Below are 14186 nucleotides of genomic sequence, written 5' to 3'. Positions count from 1 at the left end.
CGTCCTGCTATGGGAGCGCCAGAATCGCCCGCAATTTCTCGTTCAACTGATCGATAGAAAACGGCTTGCCTATCGCGGGCGAACTGTTGAACTCCTCCTCGAGCGGAGGTCCGCCGTAACCCGTGCTGAACAGGAAGGGAATCCTTCGCTCCCGCAAGATGCGAGCTACCGGAAAAACAAGTTCGCCAGCCAGGTTCACATCAAGGAGCGCCAAATCGAACGATGCCGTCGTCGCGAGTTCGCACGCCTTTTGTACGTGGGCTGCTGAGGCAACGACCTTCAAGCCCAGTTCCTCAAGCATATCTTCGAGCATGAGGGCCACAAGGCCCTCATCTTCGACCAGGAGAACCTTGGCGCCGGACAGCTCAACCATTGGACGCTGCAGGCATAATGGGAAACACCATGCGGCAGCGAGTGCCCTCCGGCTCGAATACCAGATCGAACTCACCTGCGAGATCATGCTCGACGCAACGTTCCATCAACCGCGTGCCGAAGCCGCGCCGCTTTGGAGGCGTAACAGGTGGTCCGCCACGTTCGTGCCATTCGCAATCCAGCACGGCTTGCGAGCGCTCGCCGGCGCTGATCCGCCAAGTGAGCGAAACTGATCCATTCGGCACTGAGAGTGCGCCGTACTTCGCCGCATTGGTCAGAAGCTCGTTGAGCACCATGGTGATGCTAAGTGCCATGCGGGCGTCTAGCTCAACGTGCGGCCCGCTAGTCAGCACCCGTCCGCCCGACATCGGAGCGACGATATCGTGGACGAGCTTTTCGAAAGGGGTATCCTGCCAGTTTCGCTTCGTCAGCAGGTCATGTCCGCGGGCGAGCGCAAGCAGCCGTCCCGTGAAGGTCGGCAGAAATTCCTGCAGATCGGCGGCGTGACGGGCGGTCTGGTTCGCCAGAGATTGCACCGTGGCCAGGGTGTTTTTCACACGGTGGTTTAGTTCGTCGATGAGAGCCTTTTGAGCGTTCTCGGCGTTCTTCCGCTCGCTAATGTCGACGAGCATGTTGATGGCGCCGACAAGATTGCCGTCCGCGTCGCGCAGCGGCGTTGGAAAAGGAATAAACGGCACGCGTCTGCCGTCTGGACGTTCGGCCACCGCTTCGGCACCGCGAACCGGCCGGTTTTCGCGCAGCGCAACAGCCATCGGGCATTCATTGTGCGGCAGCGGCGAGCCGTCGGGCCAATAGAGCTTCCAGGTCACACACCATTCGTCGCCTGGCTGCGGCGTTCTGCCCGCCATCTCGACGGCAGCCCGATTGAAGAAATTAATGCGCCCCTTGGCGTCCGTCGTGTAGATGGCTGCTGGCAACGCCTCGAGGAGATCGCGCATGCGCTGCTCGCCTTCACGCAAGCGATCCTCCAGTTGCTTGGTGGTGGTGACATCCTGAGCGACCCGCACGCCATAAAGGAAGCAGCCTTCCGAATCCCGCACCGACGAACTGAAGATATCCAGATGGCGAACGGACCCGTCAGGCCGTAGTACACGCTTGCGAACCGTGTAGTTCTCGATGTCGCCGCGGACTTGCCGCGCGTACAATTCGGCATCTTCGGTCTGATCGTTGGGATCGGTGTAGTCGAGGAAGGTCATCCCCAACAGTTCGTCGCGTTTGCGCGCGGTGATGCGGCAGAGGGAATCATTCACCCGCAAGAAGCGACCATTCTCGTCGGTCTCCGAAATGCCGACGCTGGCGGCCTCATAAGTCGCCGCAAGCCGCGCCTCACTTGCTTGCCGTGCCTCTTCGGCAGCATGCAGTTCGGTGACGTCGGTCGTGAAGCAGCGCGTGTTGACAAACTTGCCGTCCACAATGCGGCTGTTCGAGGTAATCAGGACATGCTTGATCGTGCCGTCGCGGGCGCGCAGCCGGGCAGGGTAGCGCTGCAGCGGCTCACCGCACGAAAGACGCTGGAGAATATCGCCAATCACGGGAGCGTCGGCGTGGAACTCGGCGACATGACGCCCGATATACTCCTCGGGCCGGTACCCAAGCAGATCCAATTCGGCCTTATTGGCGCGAATGATAATTCCCTCGCCACTGACGATGTGAAGGCCCACCGCGCCGTTGTCGAAAAAGTCCTGCAGATCCTGCGTCGTGCGGCGGACTTCCTCCTCGACCTGCTTGCGTCCGGTGATGTCCTGGAAGCAATTGATGGCGCCCTGGATGCGACCAGAAAAGTCGCGCAACGCCCGGATGTTGACCATGGCCGTGAAGCGAGAGCCATCCGGCCGCGCCATTATCACTTCGGCATTGCGCGTCGGCGTTCCCGCGCGAACGGCGGTGGCCATGGGGCAGTCGGCATGCGCGAGGGGAGTTCCATCCAGCAGGTAGAGCTGGTGTGAACCGCAGAAGCGCTCCCTCCCAACATCAGGTGTGCGCCCCCACAGCACCACAGCCTCCGCGTTATAGGCGACCAGCAGCCCCTCCGCGTCACAGAGATAGACTGCGCCCGGAATGGCATCGAGCGCGGCAGCGCCGGCCGCAACCAGGGCCTCGAACTCCGTGGGGCGGTGCCGGGCGGAGAGTGGGAATTCTTCTACGTTCGACATGCGGGTGCCCGGCTCTCGGGGGCGAGAGGAACGACGACCCGATACGAGCGTCGTTCGTGCAATAAACATGGGCGGACGCCCCTCCGGCCCGCCGAACTGCTCTTAACGCATCACGGGCCCCTTGGTTCCCCCCGTAGGTACGGGTTCGCGAGGGTCCGCTAATGGCGGTTATCGGCGTCAGGACAAGCTGATGAGCATGTCCGCTAAGGGCCGCCTGACCGGGGACATTGCATGGCCGCGACCGCCACTGAGCGGCCTTACTGTCTTGTGTGGTGCTTGAGAACAGTGACGCGCCGATCTCTGTGCCACACTTCTAAATCGTGGCCGTCGAGCAGCTGTCTCGCTTTGGCTGTGGCCTCCTCGTCGTCGGCGCAATCCATCTCATGAACGCCGCTGATCCGCCCGTCCTCGCCCATGATATAAGCGCGGTAGTCCATCGCACGCGTTTCCCCGTTGGGAACGTTTTACCTCCCAGTTACGGGGCGCGGCTTTAACATAGATTAATCGATGTCGTGGGTGCCTCAATCGTCGCAATGAGCTCCTGGCACTTGAAGATGCGGACGGTTTTGAAGAAGCGTGTATCGAGATAGCTTTGGACCCGCAGCAATCGGGCATCGCAATGCCGGCAATCCCCAAATTGATATGGACTATCGTTGTACGGGCGAGCCTCGCAGGTCAGCTTCGGGTCACAAGCCATCGATCATGCCCGAGGTGGGAGACTTCCGCTTTGCGTTGGTAAGCCGACATTTATGAGTACGTCCTACCCCTGCTTCCCCGCAATAATCTCCTGCAACGTCGCGACATGCCGCGCAAACGCGCCGCGGCCGGCGGCTGTGGCAGTCACCGTGGTCTGCGGCTTCTTGCCGACGAACGCCTTCTCCACCGACACGTAGCCTGCTTTCGCCAGCGTCTCGATATGCGCGCCGAGATTGCCGTCGGTGGCGCCGGTGAGCTTTTTCAGCCGGGAAAATTCCAATCCTGCGGTGGCCGGCAGCGCGTTCAGTGCCGCCATGATCTTGAGCCGCAACGGCTGGTGGATGATGTCGTCGAGCTCGGCCATCAGATCCGCCGCATCCAGAGGCCGCCGAGGATCAGGCCTCCGCCATTGACGAAGGCCATCCAGAGCGGGAACGCCTCGCCGATGTAGAAATAGCCGATCAGCGTCAGCGCGGAGATGCCGAGACCGATCGCCATGAAGGCATAGCCGAACCAGAGACCCGCCAGCGAATAGAACAGCATGAAGTAGAGCGGCCAGAACGTGCCGAGCTGGCGCGGACCGAAATGACCGATCACGCTGGTGCAGAGATAACCGAAGGCGAAGAAGAGCGCGAACACCAGAAGCAGTCTGATGTTGAAGGCGACGCCATGGGAATAATGTGGCGGATTGAGAATGCGCAGCGCCACCAGACCGCCGGCGCCCAAAACGTCCACGGCAACCCAGGCGTAGCCCGCATAGACCGGCCAAAGCCAGGTCACGAGATTGCCCGCGAACACCAATGCGCCCCACCAGACGGCAGCAAAGCTCGCCAGCTCGTAGAGCTGCGATTGCTTCACGCGCTGGACGATGTCGTCGATATCGGCCAGCGCCGCCGAGGCTTCCTTGCTGTCGATCATGACTGCCCTGTCCCGCGCGTCGCCACATCGTCGGCGATGACCGAGATCGCCTTCGGGTTGGTGACGATGCCCATATGGTTGATGCCGTCGATGATCTTGACGTCGACCGACGGCTTCACCGCCTGCACGGTCTCCGCGTACTTGTCCGAGATCATCATCTCGTCCTCGGCGCCGCCGAAGATCGTGATCGGGCGGGTCGTCGCCGGAAAATCGGTGCGATAGCCGCGCGTTGCGAAATTGCGCGTCAGGCGGTCCGAATAGGTCGAGACGAGGTACTTTGCCGAAGTCGCGGGCACGGCGAGCGCGAGCACCGGAAGCTGCGAACAGCAGTCGATGCCGATCTTGCGCAGCGTGGCCAGCGCGAAGAAGCGCGGCAGGTCGACATTGGCCCAGCCGCCGGCATGCGGCTTGTTGGTCGGCGCGTCATAGCCGAGATAGGGCGCGAGCAGCACGGTGCGCACGAACATGTCCTGCATGATCGGCGTCGCGGCGACGCGCAGCGAGAAGCCGGCGCCGGCGGAATGGCCGATCAAGGTGAGCGGCAGCTCCGGCGCGGTCTTGCGGATTTGAGCGACGAAATCGACGAGGTCGTCCTCGAGCTGGCCGACATAGCCGATATCGCCGCGCGTGCCGGAGCCACCATGGCCGCGGATGTCGAGCGCCCAGGTCTCCACGCCGCGCGAGGCGATGGCCTGGGTCAGGGCATGATTGACGGTGCCGCTGGAGCCGGACGAGCCGTGGATGAAGATCGCGCCACGGCCGGTCGCGGGGCCGGAGCCATTTCCGTTCCGATGGGATCGGAACGGGGCTCCGGATTCTTGTTTTGACGCGTTTTCTTCACGCGAACCGGCTTCCACTTCGCTTGAAAACGCTTTGGCAGCGTAGTGGCGAAAACCGATCCAGGTGCCGTCGCGGGCCTGGAAGCGCTCCAAGGGCGGGAGGGTGGTCCAGTCGATTCCCTTGGCGGAGTCGGAGACCGATCGCATCTCCGGCGGCCGCTCCAGCGGCGTTGCGATCATCACGGTCAGGATCAGCGCCACACCGCCGGCCGCACACAGGGCCCATTTCAGCCCGCTCAAAACGCCGCGCAGCACTCGAATTGCCATGATCTACTCCTCCCAAACTAATCAACTATAGAGAACTCTATAGTACAGAGTACTCTCCTAATCAATCCCCGGATTGGCGCGGCGCTGCAAAAATCCTTAACGTCGGGTCTGATCCCCACATGCCGAATCGTTTGCCGATGCCTTCAGCGGAACCCCTGATCAACACGCCCGAATTCACCGTTTCAGAGCTCTCGCAGTCCCTGAAACGGACGGTCGAGGACACCTACGGCCATGTCCGGGTCCGCGGCGAGATCTCCGGCTTCCGCGGGGCTCATTCGTCGGGCCATTGCTATTTCGCGCTCAAGGACGAGAGCGCCAAGATCGAGGCGGTGATCTGGAAGGGCGTGCACGGCCGCATGCGCTTCAAGCCCCAGGAGGGGCTCGAGGTCATCGCCACCGGCAAGCTCACGACCTATCCGGGGTCCTCGAAATACCAGATCGTGATCGAGGCGCTGGAGCCGGCCGGCATCGGCGCGCTGATGGCGCTGATGGAGGAGCGCAAGAGGAAGCTCGCCGCCGAAGGCCTGTTCGACGAGGCGCGCAAGCAGCTTTTGCCGTGGCTGCCGGAGGTGATCGGCGTGGTGACCTCGCCGACCGGCGCCGTGATCCGCGACATCCTGCATCGCCTGGAGGACCGCTTTCCTCGCCACGTGCTGGTATGGCCGGTCAAGGTGCAGGGCGAAGGCTCGGCCGAGCAGGTCGCAGCCGCAATCCGCGGTTTCAACGCGCTGCCTGAGGGCGGCAAGATTCCGCGCCCCGACGTGCTGATCGTGGCGCGCGGCGGCGGCTCGCTGGAGGACCTCTGGTCGTTCAACGAGGAAATCGTGGTCCGTGCCGCGGCCGAGAGCATGATCCCGCTGATCTCGGCCGTGGGGCATGAGACCGACATCACGCTGATCGATTTCGTCGCCGACAAGCGCGCGCCGACGCCGACGGCGGCGGCCGAGATGGCGGTGCCGGTGCGCAGCGATCTCTTCGTCGAGGTCGGCGATCTCGGGCGACGCACCCGGTCCTGCTGGCAACGCGGCCAGGAGAGCCGCCGCAGCGAGCTGCGCGCCGCCGCGCGCGCGCTGCCGGCCGCCGGCGATCTGCTGGCGATCCCGCGGCAGCGGCTGGATTCAGCGGGTGCGTCCCTGCCCCGCTGCCTCAAGGCCAACACGCATGCGCATTTCCGCAGGTTCACCGCCGCAGGCGCCAAGCTGACGCTGCGGGTGCTGCACGGCCAGATCTCGCAGGCCGATCACCGCCTCACCGTGTGCGGCGAGCGGCTCGGCCTGTCCACGCGCTCGCTCTTACGGCGGCGGCGCGACCGCTTTGCCGGACTGGAGGTGCGCCTGCGCGCCTCGAAGCTTTCCAATGCGCAGGCGCAGCGCAACGCGATTCACCGTCAGCGCGAGCGCACGCATCGCCTTGCCGAGCGCGCGGGTCGCGCGCTGGTGACGCTGTTGCAGCGGCTGGATGCCCGCGTCGAGAACAGCGGCAAGCTGCTCTCCGCGTTGTCCTATCGCGGCGTGCTCGCGCGCGGCTTTGCGCTGGTGCGCGACGAGGCCGGGCATCCCTTGCATTCAGCGGACGCGATAGGTCCTGGTGCAAGGGTCGAGATCGAGTTCGCGGATGGCCGTGTGGGTGCGACGGCGGATGCGGATCGTGCAGCACCGACGGCAAAGCGCGCGCCATCGCAAGCGAAGGCGGCGGCGCAGGAGGCCAAGCAAGCTCCGAAGCGCGTGGGCAAGCCGGTGGATCAGGGGAATTTGTTTTAGGCGGGAGGGCGGCGCGCCACCCTCGCCGTCATTCCCCGCCTTGTGCGCAATTGCGCACTGGAGCGGGGAATCCAGTACGCCGCGGCTTCTCGATCCATCACAACCGCCTCGGCGTACTGGATCGCCCGGTCAAGCCGGGCGATGACAGTGAGTGTGTGGGACGCGTGTCACGAACTCGCTGTCGTAGCCCGCATGAGCGTAGCGACATGCGGGAGCAGCGGCCCCGGATATCGCTACGCTCATCCGGGCTACAAGACTGCGCGTCTCAGCGGCAAGACAATCCCGCGTCGATCGTGGTCCAGAAGCCGCAATGTTCCGGCGCGAGTTGCGGCGCGCCGGCATGGGCTTCAAACAGGAAGACCGCGACGGTGAAGACGATCAGGGCGGAGGAGAACAGGACGAAGCGGTTGCGCATGGGATTGCGTTTAATCGACATCGTGGTCGAATGATGGCGTCGTTACGAAATGAAACCCTCACGGCGCGCGATCCGTAGAGTCACGGTCGGCCATTTTCCGTGCAGGGCGGTGGTCGATGCGGGGCTGTCCGCTGTTGTTCCCTCCGGCGGCCCCGCCTTCGCTTCTCACGAGCTACGGCGCGGCGAGCCCGCTCGCCACATGTAGCTTGCATGAGCGCAGCGACATGCGGGACAGGCCTACCCGGATATCGCTACGCTCATCCGGGCTACGGCACTGCCATCACGCGCCAGCCACTCCGCCACTTCCTTCTGCGACTCCGCGCGCGCTGCCGCATCGGTGCCGAGATGGCCGTGCTCGGGCGCGGCGGCATCAAGGCTGCCGGCGGCTGCGTGCAGCGGCGTGTTGGCGCGGTCGAAATCGTGATAGGCGCCGGGATAGACCACGATGCGCGCGAGCGCGCTGCGGCCATGCGCGCCCTCGACCATCTGGCGGCAGGCCGGCGGCGACGAGACGTCGTCATTGCCACCGATCAGCACCAGCGTCGGCACCCGTGTGCTCCACCCGAGGCCGGCGGAAATCCTGCAGTCCGGATAGAACGCGATCGCGGCGCGGAAATCCGGACCCGTCTCGCGCGCAAGGTTTTGCGGACGCACGGCCCAGAGCAGCGCGCTGGCGCCGTTGGCCCAGCCCATCAGGCTGACACGGTCGCGCGCTGCCCAGCTCTGCTTCATCAGCCACGCGCGCGACGCCGCGATATCGGTGACGCGTTCGCGCCGCGCCTTGACGTGGATCTCCTTGACGCGGCATTGCGGCCCGAGCTCGCGCGAGCCGTAGCTGTCAGGGAGCAGCACGGCGTTGCCGGATTTGAGCAGCCGCTCGGCCCAGTTGCGATAGCGCGGTAGCACGGAATCGGAATGGCCACCGAGGCCGCCGCAGCCGTGGAGCGCGATCACGGTCGGAAACGGCCCGGTGCCCTCGGGCTTGTAGAGCTGCGCATGCAGCACGCCGGACGCCAGCGGAATCTCGACCGGCTGCGGTGCCGGCGAGCCGTGCGCGGCCGAGAGCAGGAAGGTCAGGAACAGGGCGGTGAACGGAAGGCGCATCGAACTTTGCCGTTGGATCCTTCGCTCAAGCACTATCATGCGGAAACGCCGCCAAAACATCACAAACCGGTGGGTTTACCGGGCGGACAAGCCACCCTATCTGTGCTACATCCCGTCCAACACATCGTGCCCTCCCATGTGATCCCGGAGCGGCCTTCCACGGAGACTTTCGACCGTGCTGAACAAGTTCGGCCCCTCGGGCCATGGCGAAGCGCAGGTGCAGTATCTCGACGGCGATTTCCGCGTGATCTCGCCGGGGACCTTCGTGCGCTGCGCGATCACCGATACGCGCATTCCGCTCGACGAGTTGAAATACTGGAGCGTGGACCTGCAGGAAGCCTACGCCACGCCCGCCGCCGTGCTCGAGCGGCATTACCCGGGCGCGCCCAAGCCGCAGGCGTGAGGCCGCAGCCGCGCGTCTATCGCTGCTCCGCGCCATCCGCGCCCACGCAGGTCTTGATGAAACTCTTCCTGGTCTCGCCGACGATCTTCTGATCGATCGCCTGCTTCAGGCAATCGAGCCGCGCCTGCGCCATGCAGAGCTGCATCTGGTCGCGCTTGTCCTGTCCCTTCAGGCTTGCCGTCGTGGAAAGACACGTCACGCGCTTGGTCGCGGGGACCGACACTGTGGCGGTGGACGCCGCCGGCGGTGCCGTCTGTGCAAACACCGGCGCAATGATCAGACCCACAAGACTGGCGGCAACGGCGGCGGACGGCAACTTCATCGCATTCTCCTGAGCGTCTGAAAACGATAGGAGCTTGCGATGAATGGCGCCTGAATGGCAGGCTGCTGTCGATGGGCAAAGCGCAGCTGCCCTGCCGGCATAGCACGAGCGGTGCAGCTTTTTCACGAGGCATGTTCGGACGCATCAGAAATGCTGCTCTCACAGCCGAGATGATTTCCGTTATGCCAATCCGCGTTGCATCGAAGAGTGCTTGCACTCCATGGTTAGTTATTTCGCGTTGTGGTTGGATTCTTTGTTGCGATTGGCGCTCTTAGGTTGTTTGACGAAGTCTTGGTGAAACAAAGCGCCGCTATGCTTCATCTTAGGTAACTGGCCCTGCTCTTTTTATCGCACAGACAATCAAGTCAGCCAAGCGGCCACTGAGCTCTGGAATTGGCGCAGTCTGTGAACGGGCTCATATCGAAGAGCCATCTGTCGGGCTACGATCACCTCGAAAATTTGCGGTGGAATATCTGTAATCGAAAATCAACGATGGGGGTGATCATGCCCACCATATTAGACCTGCTCTATCGTGAATATTGCCGCGCCCGCCTCGCTGAAATGCGGAAACAGCTTCTGATCGCAGCTGAACGCTTTGAAGCTCTCGACGCGCATCATCATCCGGATCAGGGTGACGATGAGAGGACGGACGCACAACGCGAGACCGGTCGCCGCGCGCCGAATTGAAGCGGCCCGAGACCGGCGATCTCTCCCCGTAGCAGTGACCAAGCAGTTGGCAACAGTTTGGGAGGCAGCAATGAATACACCCGAGTACTATACCGCCATGGTGGCCTGCGTCTCATGCCTGACCATTATCGGATTGATGGCCGTTGGGGCGTGGTGAGCATGATTGACTGCTGAACGCCGCGGACGCAGCACGCACCGGACAGCATGGTTCGTCAACGCAGGCTGGAAGGCCTTCGCCTTGCCTCGGTTGCAGACGTGATTCTTGCTGTGAGGTGAGCGTTGCCGCCGCTTCCTTCGACTGCGGCGGCTTCGCTTTAGATCCGGATGTCAGCTTCCGGGCGGAGTATACGAAGAACGCAGCTTCGCCGCGTTCTGGCGAACCTGCTTGATCTCGTCCTGCGTGAACAGCCGCGTCAGTTTCACGTTCTGCAGGGTGCCCGCCGTGACGGTCAGGCCGGAGATGGCCGGAGCCGCACCCGGATCAGGCACATCGAAAATCACCAACACGCCTGGGCCGTCGGCCGCAACGCTGAACATCGAAATCAGCTTTCCGCCGGCCGCTTCGATGAGTTTTCTTGCCGCCTCCTGACGATCGGTCTTGGGGTTCTCCAAAATGGCATTGAGAGCGCGGGGTGTGTATTGTCCGGTGAGGCAAAAATGCATGGCATGTTCTCCTCTGGGTTTTTGGCAATGACTTTCCCTGCCGTTCCGAACTCGTCGTTACGGCCGCTGCATCTGAAATGATGAAGGTACTGCCCGCCGTGGGCATAAACGCCGTCGATGATTTCCGGGAGTTCGGCACGTCCCGGTGACGGCTCTCATGCGAGGCTACATCAACTCCCGAACGTGCGGAAGGAAATTCATCAGTGCGACATGTCGTCCCGATCAGATCTCGCCCACCTTACGAGATCATCGCCTGGAAAACCGCCGCTCGCGCGCCTTGTAGAGATGATCGCTGATCAATTGCCGAAGCGCAACCGGGTCATCGAACTCGAGCTGCACCGCGAAAGGCACGACGTCATCCGGCACGCCTTCACGGCCGTGCAGGCGAGCAAGATCCTTTTCCGTCGTTACCAATGTTTGCTGCTCGCGCCCCGCCTCCGCAGCGATGGCTGCGATCTCCTCGTTCGAGAACATGTGATGATCGGCAAAGGCGCGCGTGCGCGCGAGGTCGATGCCGCGGGCGCGCAACGTACGGAAGAACCGTTCGGGATCGCCGATGCCGGCGAACGCGAACACCGGCTTGCCCAACAGTCTTGCGACCGCCTCGGCGTCGGGTTTCAGCCGCGCGCGGAGTTCCGGCTTGTTGCGTCTGGCTAGCTCGGCCGCGACATCGTCGGCGGCGCGGCCGCCGCCGATCACGACCAGCGCGTCGGTGCGCGCGAGCTGCGCCTCCAGCGGCGCACGCAGCGGACCGGCCGGAAACACCTTGCCATTGCCGAGGCCGCGCTCACTGTCGATCACGATCAGCGAGGTGTCCTTGAGAAGACGCGGGTTCTGGAAACCGTCGTCCATCAGGATCACGGTGGCGCCTTGCGACTTCGCCAGCACGACGCCGTCGAGACGGTCGCGCGCGACCGTGACGGGAACGTCGCGCGCCATCATCAGCGGCTCGTCGCCGACGTCGGACGCGGTGTGACGCGTCCGGTCGACCATCACCGGGCCCTTGAGGCTGCCGCCATAGCCACGGCTGAGCACCACCGGCGTCTCGCCGAGCTCGCGCAGGAGCTTCGTCAGCGCCAGCACGGTCGGCGTCTTGCCGGCGCCGCCGACATGGTAGTTGCCGACGCAGATCACGGGGATGCCGGCGTCGACGCCCTCGCGCAGCATCCGCCGTTCGGTGATCGCGCCGTAGAGCGCACCCAGCGGCCCCAACGCGTACGATTCGAGCGAACGTGGCCGGTACCAGAAGGCCGGCTCACGCATTGGCGGCCCCCATCTCGATCCGCAACTGCAGAAGATAAGGCTCGAGCGCGGTCATGGTGCGGTTGAGCGCGCCGCCGAGATCCTCGACCACGCCGGCGCCCGATTGCTGGATCTTGTGACGCACGGCAGGATCGGCGAGCAGCTGGCCGAGCTGCTTGATCAGCAGCTCCTGCGTGTCGGCCTGGCGCGCACCGCCGCTGTGATCGAGCGCCTCGTAGACGTCGGCGAAATTGAAGACGTGCGGACCATGGACGATGGCCGCGCCGAGCTTGATCGCTTCGATCGGATTCTGGCCACCATGGCGGATCAGCGATCCGCCCATGAACACGATGTCCGAGAGGCGATAGAACAGGCCGAGCTCGCCCATGGTGTCGGCGATATAAACGTCGGTGGTCGCCGTCGGCAGCTCGTCGCGCGAGCGCAGGGCCGGCTTCAGGCGGGACGCCGTGATCAGGCCTGTGATCGAGGAGCCGCGATCCGGATGGCGCGGCACGATCACGGTCAGGAGCTGCGGGAAGAATCCGCTGAGGCTGCGATGCGCCGCCACCAGCATCTCCTCCTCGCCCGGATGGGTCGAGGCCGCGACGATGATCGGACGCCCGCGCGTCATCGCCATCAGCCGTTCGAGCTTGGCAGGATCGGCCGGCGGCGCCGGCACGTCGAGCTTGAGATTGCCCGTGGTGACGACGTCCCGGCCGCCGAGCGCCGAGAAGCGCTCGGCATCGGTCTTCGACTGCGCCAGACAAATGTCGAAACGCGACAGCAGCGCCGAGATGGTGCCCTGCATGCGGCGCCAGCGCGGGAACGAGCGCGGCGACATTCGCCCGTTGATCAGCACCATCGGCACGCGGCGCGCGGCGCCTGCCAAGATCAGGTTCGGCCACAGATCGGATTCGATGAACAGCGCCAGCGACGGCTTCCAATGGTCGAGGAAGCGCGCGACATAACGCGGGGAATCATACGGCACGTATTGATGGATGACGTCGGGCGGAAAGCGCTTTGCGACAATAGCAGCCGACGTGACGGTGCCCGAGGTGAGCAAAATGCGCAGGTTCAGATCGCGCAAGCGCTCGATCAATGCCGCCGCGGCGAGGACCTCGCCGACGCTGGCGCCATGAATCCAGACCAGCGGGCCGTGCGGCCGCACGTCCCGGGACAGGCCGCGCCGTTCGCCGACGCGCGCGGGATCTTCCTTGCCCTGCTTCAGGCGCCGCTTGATCAGCACAGGCGCGAGCGGCACCAGGCCGCGCGCCAGGCGCCGGTACATCCGCAGCGTCAAAGGCAGCGAGCCGGGCAGCGATTTAGGCATCTGCAGGTCCCGGCCGGCCGAGTTGCGCATAGGCGCGGCGGGTCGCCTCGTTCAAGGTCTCCTCCAGCTCGAGCCGCAGCGCTTCCATGGTGGCGGCGTCCGCATCCGGTGGAACGTGGATTTCCTTGATGCCGACCAATGCGCCCCGCCCGAACGGCAGGTTGATGGTGGTGCGGTCCCAGTTCTTGAGCCGGACGAAGCGGCTGGTCGCCATCGCAAAAGGCATGATCGGCCGCCCCGATTCCCGTGCCAGCATGATGATGCCGAGCCCGGCCACGCGCGAGCGCTTGGGGACGTCGGCGGTCAGCGCGACATTACAACCGTCCTGGAGCGTCCGCACCATTTCCTTGAAGGCACCGACCCCGCCTTTGCGGTGAAACGCGCCGCCATGGTCGCCGGACCCGCGGATGGTGCCGATGCCGAGCCGCTCGGCGGCAATCGCGTTGAACTCGCCGTCGCGGTGACGGGAGATCAGGACCCTGGCCTTGTACCAGTCCTTGTTCTTGATGAAGGGGGTGAGGAAATGCTGACCGTGCCAAAACGCGAAGATCGCCGGGATCTGCGGTTCGACGCGGTCATAGACGTCGGGCGGATCGAACGTGAATTTGTTCGTCCGCCACACCAGACGCAGATATTCCGCCGCCAGGATTCCGACGGCACGCTGGACGAAACTGCTCCTCAGCGTATTGCGAAGCAGCTTTTTCAACGCGCCGGTTCTTGATTCGGGTCGAGCAGCCGGTGGAGATGGACGATGAAATAGCGCATCTGCGCGTTGTCGACCGTGCTCTGCGCCTTGGCACGCCAGGCGGCGTGCGCGGTCGCATAGTTCGGATAGAGGCCGACGATCTCGACGTCGTCGAGGTTCTTGAAGGTGTTGTGCTCGAGATCGACGAGCTCGCCGCCGACGACGAGGTGGAGCAGTTGTTGCGGGGCACTATCTGGCATCGGTTCTGTTCCTAACGGGCTGCCCGGCAAAGCAGTGTTCGACAAGCAC

The 14186-nt window shown here is 64.0% G+C and carries 17 protein-coding genes; 3 read left to right on the top strand and 14 right to left on the bottom strand.

Annotation, left to right across the window (positions count from 1 at the left end; translation table 11 throughout):
* Window positions 1-7: 7 nt before the first annotated feature.
* The 6 genes from ACFQX9_RS10935 to ACFQX9_RS10910 form a co-directional block, all read right to left on the bottom strand.
* Window positions 8-373: a response regulator gene (locus ACFQX9_RS10935; protein WP_018453464.1), complete on the bottom strand. Its 366-nt coding sequence runs from the start codon at window positions 371-373 to the stop codon at window positions 8-10.
* Window positions 366-2546 (bottom strand): PAS domain S-box protein, encoded by a 2181-nt coding sequence (locus ACFQX9_RS10930; protein ID WP_377788326.1) that lies wholly within the window; start codon window positions 2544-2546, stop codon window positions 366-368. Before ACFQX9_RS10930 ends, ACFQX9_RS10935 begins: the two co-directional genes overlap by 8 nt.
* A 257-nt stretch (window positions 2547-2803) precedes the next feature.
* Complete coding sequence (locus ACFQX9_RS10925; RefSeq protein WP_085357155.1) at window positions 2804-2983, bottom strand: hypothetical protein; 180 nt, start codon at window positions 2981-2983, stop codon at window positions 2804-2806.
* 323 nt (window positions 2984-3306) lie between these two features.
* Window positions 3307-3606 (bottom strand): transcriptional regulator, encoded by a 300-nt coding sequence (locus ACFQX9_RS10920; protein WP_018453460.1) that lies wholly within the window; start codon window positions 3604-3606, stop codon window positions 3307-3309.
* A complete protein-coding gene (locus tag ACFQX9_RS10915) occupies window positions 3606-4160 on the bottom strand; it encodes a hypothetical protein (protein WP_085361283.1) in 555 nt (184 codons plus the stop codon). The genes ACFQX9_RS10920 and ACFQX9_RS10915 overlap by 1 nt, the downstream gene beginning before the upstream one ends.
* Complete coding sequence (locus ACFQX9_RS10910) at window positions 4157-5266, bottom strand: alpha/beta hydrolase (protein WP_377788321.1); 1110 nt, start codon at window positions 5264-5266, stop codon at window positions 4157-4159. The genes ACFQX9_RS10915 and ACFQX9_RS10910 overlap by 4 nt, the downstream gene beginning before the upstream one ends.
* Window positions 5267-5403: 137 nt before the next feature.
* Between ACFQX9_RS10910 and xseA the strand changes: the two genes are divergently transcribed.
* Complete coding sequence (gene xseA, locus ACFQX9_RS10905; RefSeq protein WP_377788318.1) at window positions 5404-7026, top strand: exodeoxyribonuclease VII large subunit; 1623 nt, start codon at window positions 5404-5406, stop codon at window positions 7024-7026.
* 265 nt (window positions 7027-7291) lie between these two features.
* Here xseA and ACFQX9_RS10900 read toward each other — a convergent pair whose 3' ends face one another.
* Both ACFQX9_RS10900 and ACFQX9_RS10895 read right to left on the bottom strand, forming a co-directional pair.
* Window positions 7292-7462: a hypothetical protein gene (locus ACFQX9_RS10900; RefSeq protein WP_166517608.1), complete on the bottom strand. Its 171-nt coding sequence runs from the start codon at window positions 7460-7462 to the stop codon at window positions 7292-7294.
* Window positions 7463-7678: 216 nt separating this feature from the next.
* Complete coding sequence (locus tag ACFQX9_RS10895; RefSeq protein ID WP_377788315.1) at window positions 7679-8545, bottom strand: dienelactone hydrolase family protein; 867 nt, start codon at window positions 8543-8545, stop codon at window positions 7679-7681.
* Between the two features lie 175 nt (window positions 8546-8720).
* Here ACFQX9_RS10895 and ACFQX9_RS10890 point away from each other — a divergent pair, with 175 nt between their 5' ends.
* A complete protein-coding gene (locus ACFQX9_RS10890) occupies window positions 8721-8948 on the top strand; it encodes a DUF2093 domain-containing protein (RefSeq protein ID WP_007596922.1) in 228 nt (75 codons plus the stop codon).
* A gap of 16 nt (window positions 8949-8964) precedes the next feature.
* On the opposite strand, the gene ACFQX9_RS10885 is transcribed toward ACFQX9_RS10890, so the two are convergent.
* Window positions 8965-9270 carry a hypothetical protein gene (locus ACFQX9_RS10885; RefSeq protein WP_247490939.1) on the bottom strand — a complete coding sequence of 102 codons (306 nt, stop codon included), beginning with the start codon at window positions 9268-9270 and terminating at the stop codon, window positions 8965-8967.
* A gap of 492 nt (window positions 9271-9762) precedes the next feature.
* Here ACFQX9_RS10885 and ACFQX9_RS10880 point away from each other — a divergent pair, with 492 nt between their 5' ends.
* Window positions 9763-9957, top strand: coding sequence for a hypothetical protein (locus ACFQX9_RS10880; protein ID WP_377788311.1), 195 nt, complete (start codon window positions 9763-9765; stop codon window positions 9955-9957).
* Between the two features lie 327 nt (window positions 9958-10284).
* On the opposite strand, the gene ACFQX9_RS10875 is transcribed toward ACFQX9_RS10880, so the two are convergent.
* The 5 genes from ACFQX9_RS10875 to ACFQX9_RS10855 all read right to left on the bottom strand — a co-directional run bounded on the left by ACFQX9_RS10875 (window position 10285) and on the right by ACFQX9_RS10855 (window position 14137).
* Entirely contained in the window at window positions 10285-10620 is a 336-nt protein-coding gene (locus ACFQX9_RS10875) for a GYD domain-containing protein (RefSeq protein ID WP_007596925.1), read from the bottom strand.
* A 246-nt stretch (window positions 10621-10866) separates the two neighbouring features.
* On the bottom strand, window positions 10867-11883 hold the full coding sequence (gene lpxK, locus ACFQX9_RS10870) for a tetraacyldisaccharide 4'-kinase (protein WP_377788308.1): 1017 nt from the start codon (window positions 11881-11883) through the stop codon (window positions 10867-10869).
* Window positions 11876-13222 (bottom strand): 3-deoxy-D-manno-octulosonic acid transferase, encoded by a 1347-nt coding sequence (locus ACFQX9_RS10865; RefSeq protein ID WP_377788305.1) that lies wholly within the window; start codon window positions 13220-13222, stop codon window positions 11876-11878. The genes lpxK and ACFQX9_RS10865 overlap by 8 nt, the downstream gene beginning before the upstream one ends.
* The gene (locus tag ACFQX9_RS10860; RefSeq protein ID WP_085361277.1) at window positions 13185-13898 is read right to left on the bottom strand and encodes a lysophospholipid acyltransferase family protein; all 714 of its coding nucleotides are present in this window, start codon (window positions 13896-13898) and stop codon (window positions 13185-13187) included. Before ACFQX9_RS10860 ends, ACFQX9_RS10865 begins: the two co-directional genes overlap by 38 nt.
* Window positions 13895-14137, bottom strand: a complete 243-nt coding sequence (locus ACFQX9_RS10855; protein ID WP_007596929.1) for a DUF4170 domain-containing protein — start codon at window positions 14135-14137, stop codon at window positions 13895-13897. Before ACFQX9_RS10855 ends, ACFQX9_RS10860 begins: the two co-directional genes overlap by 4 nt.
* Window positions 14138-14186: the final 49 nt, after the last annotated feature.

This window comes from Bradyrhizobium sp. GCM10028915 (genome assembly GCF_042666195.1).
GTDB classification, from domain to species: domain Bacteria; phylum Pseudomonadota; class Alphaproteobacteria; order Rhizobiales; family Xanthobacteraceae; genus Bradyrhizobium; species Bradyrhizobium canariense_D.
This window is presented reverse-complemented; position numbering and strand designations above follow the sequence as displayed.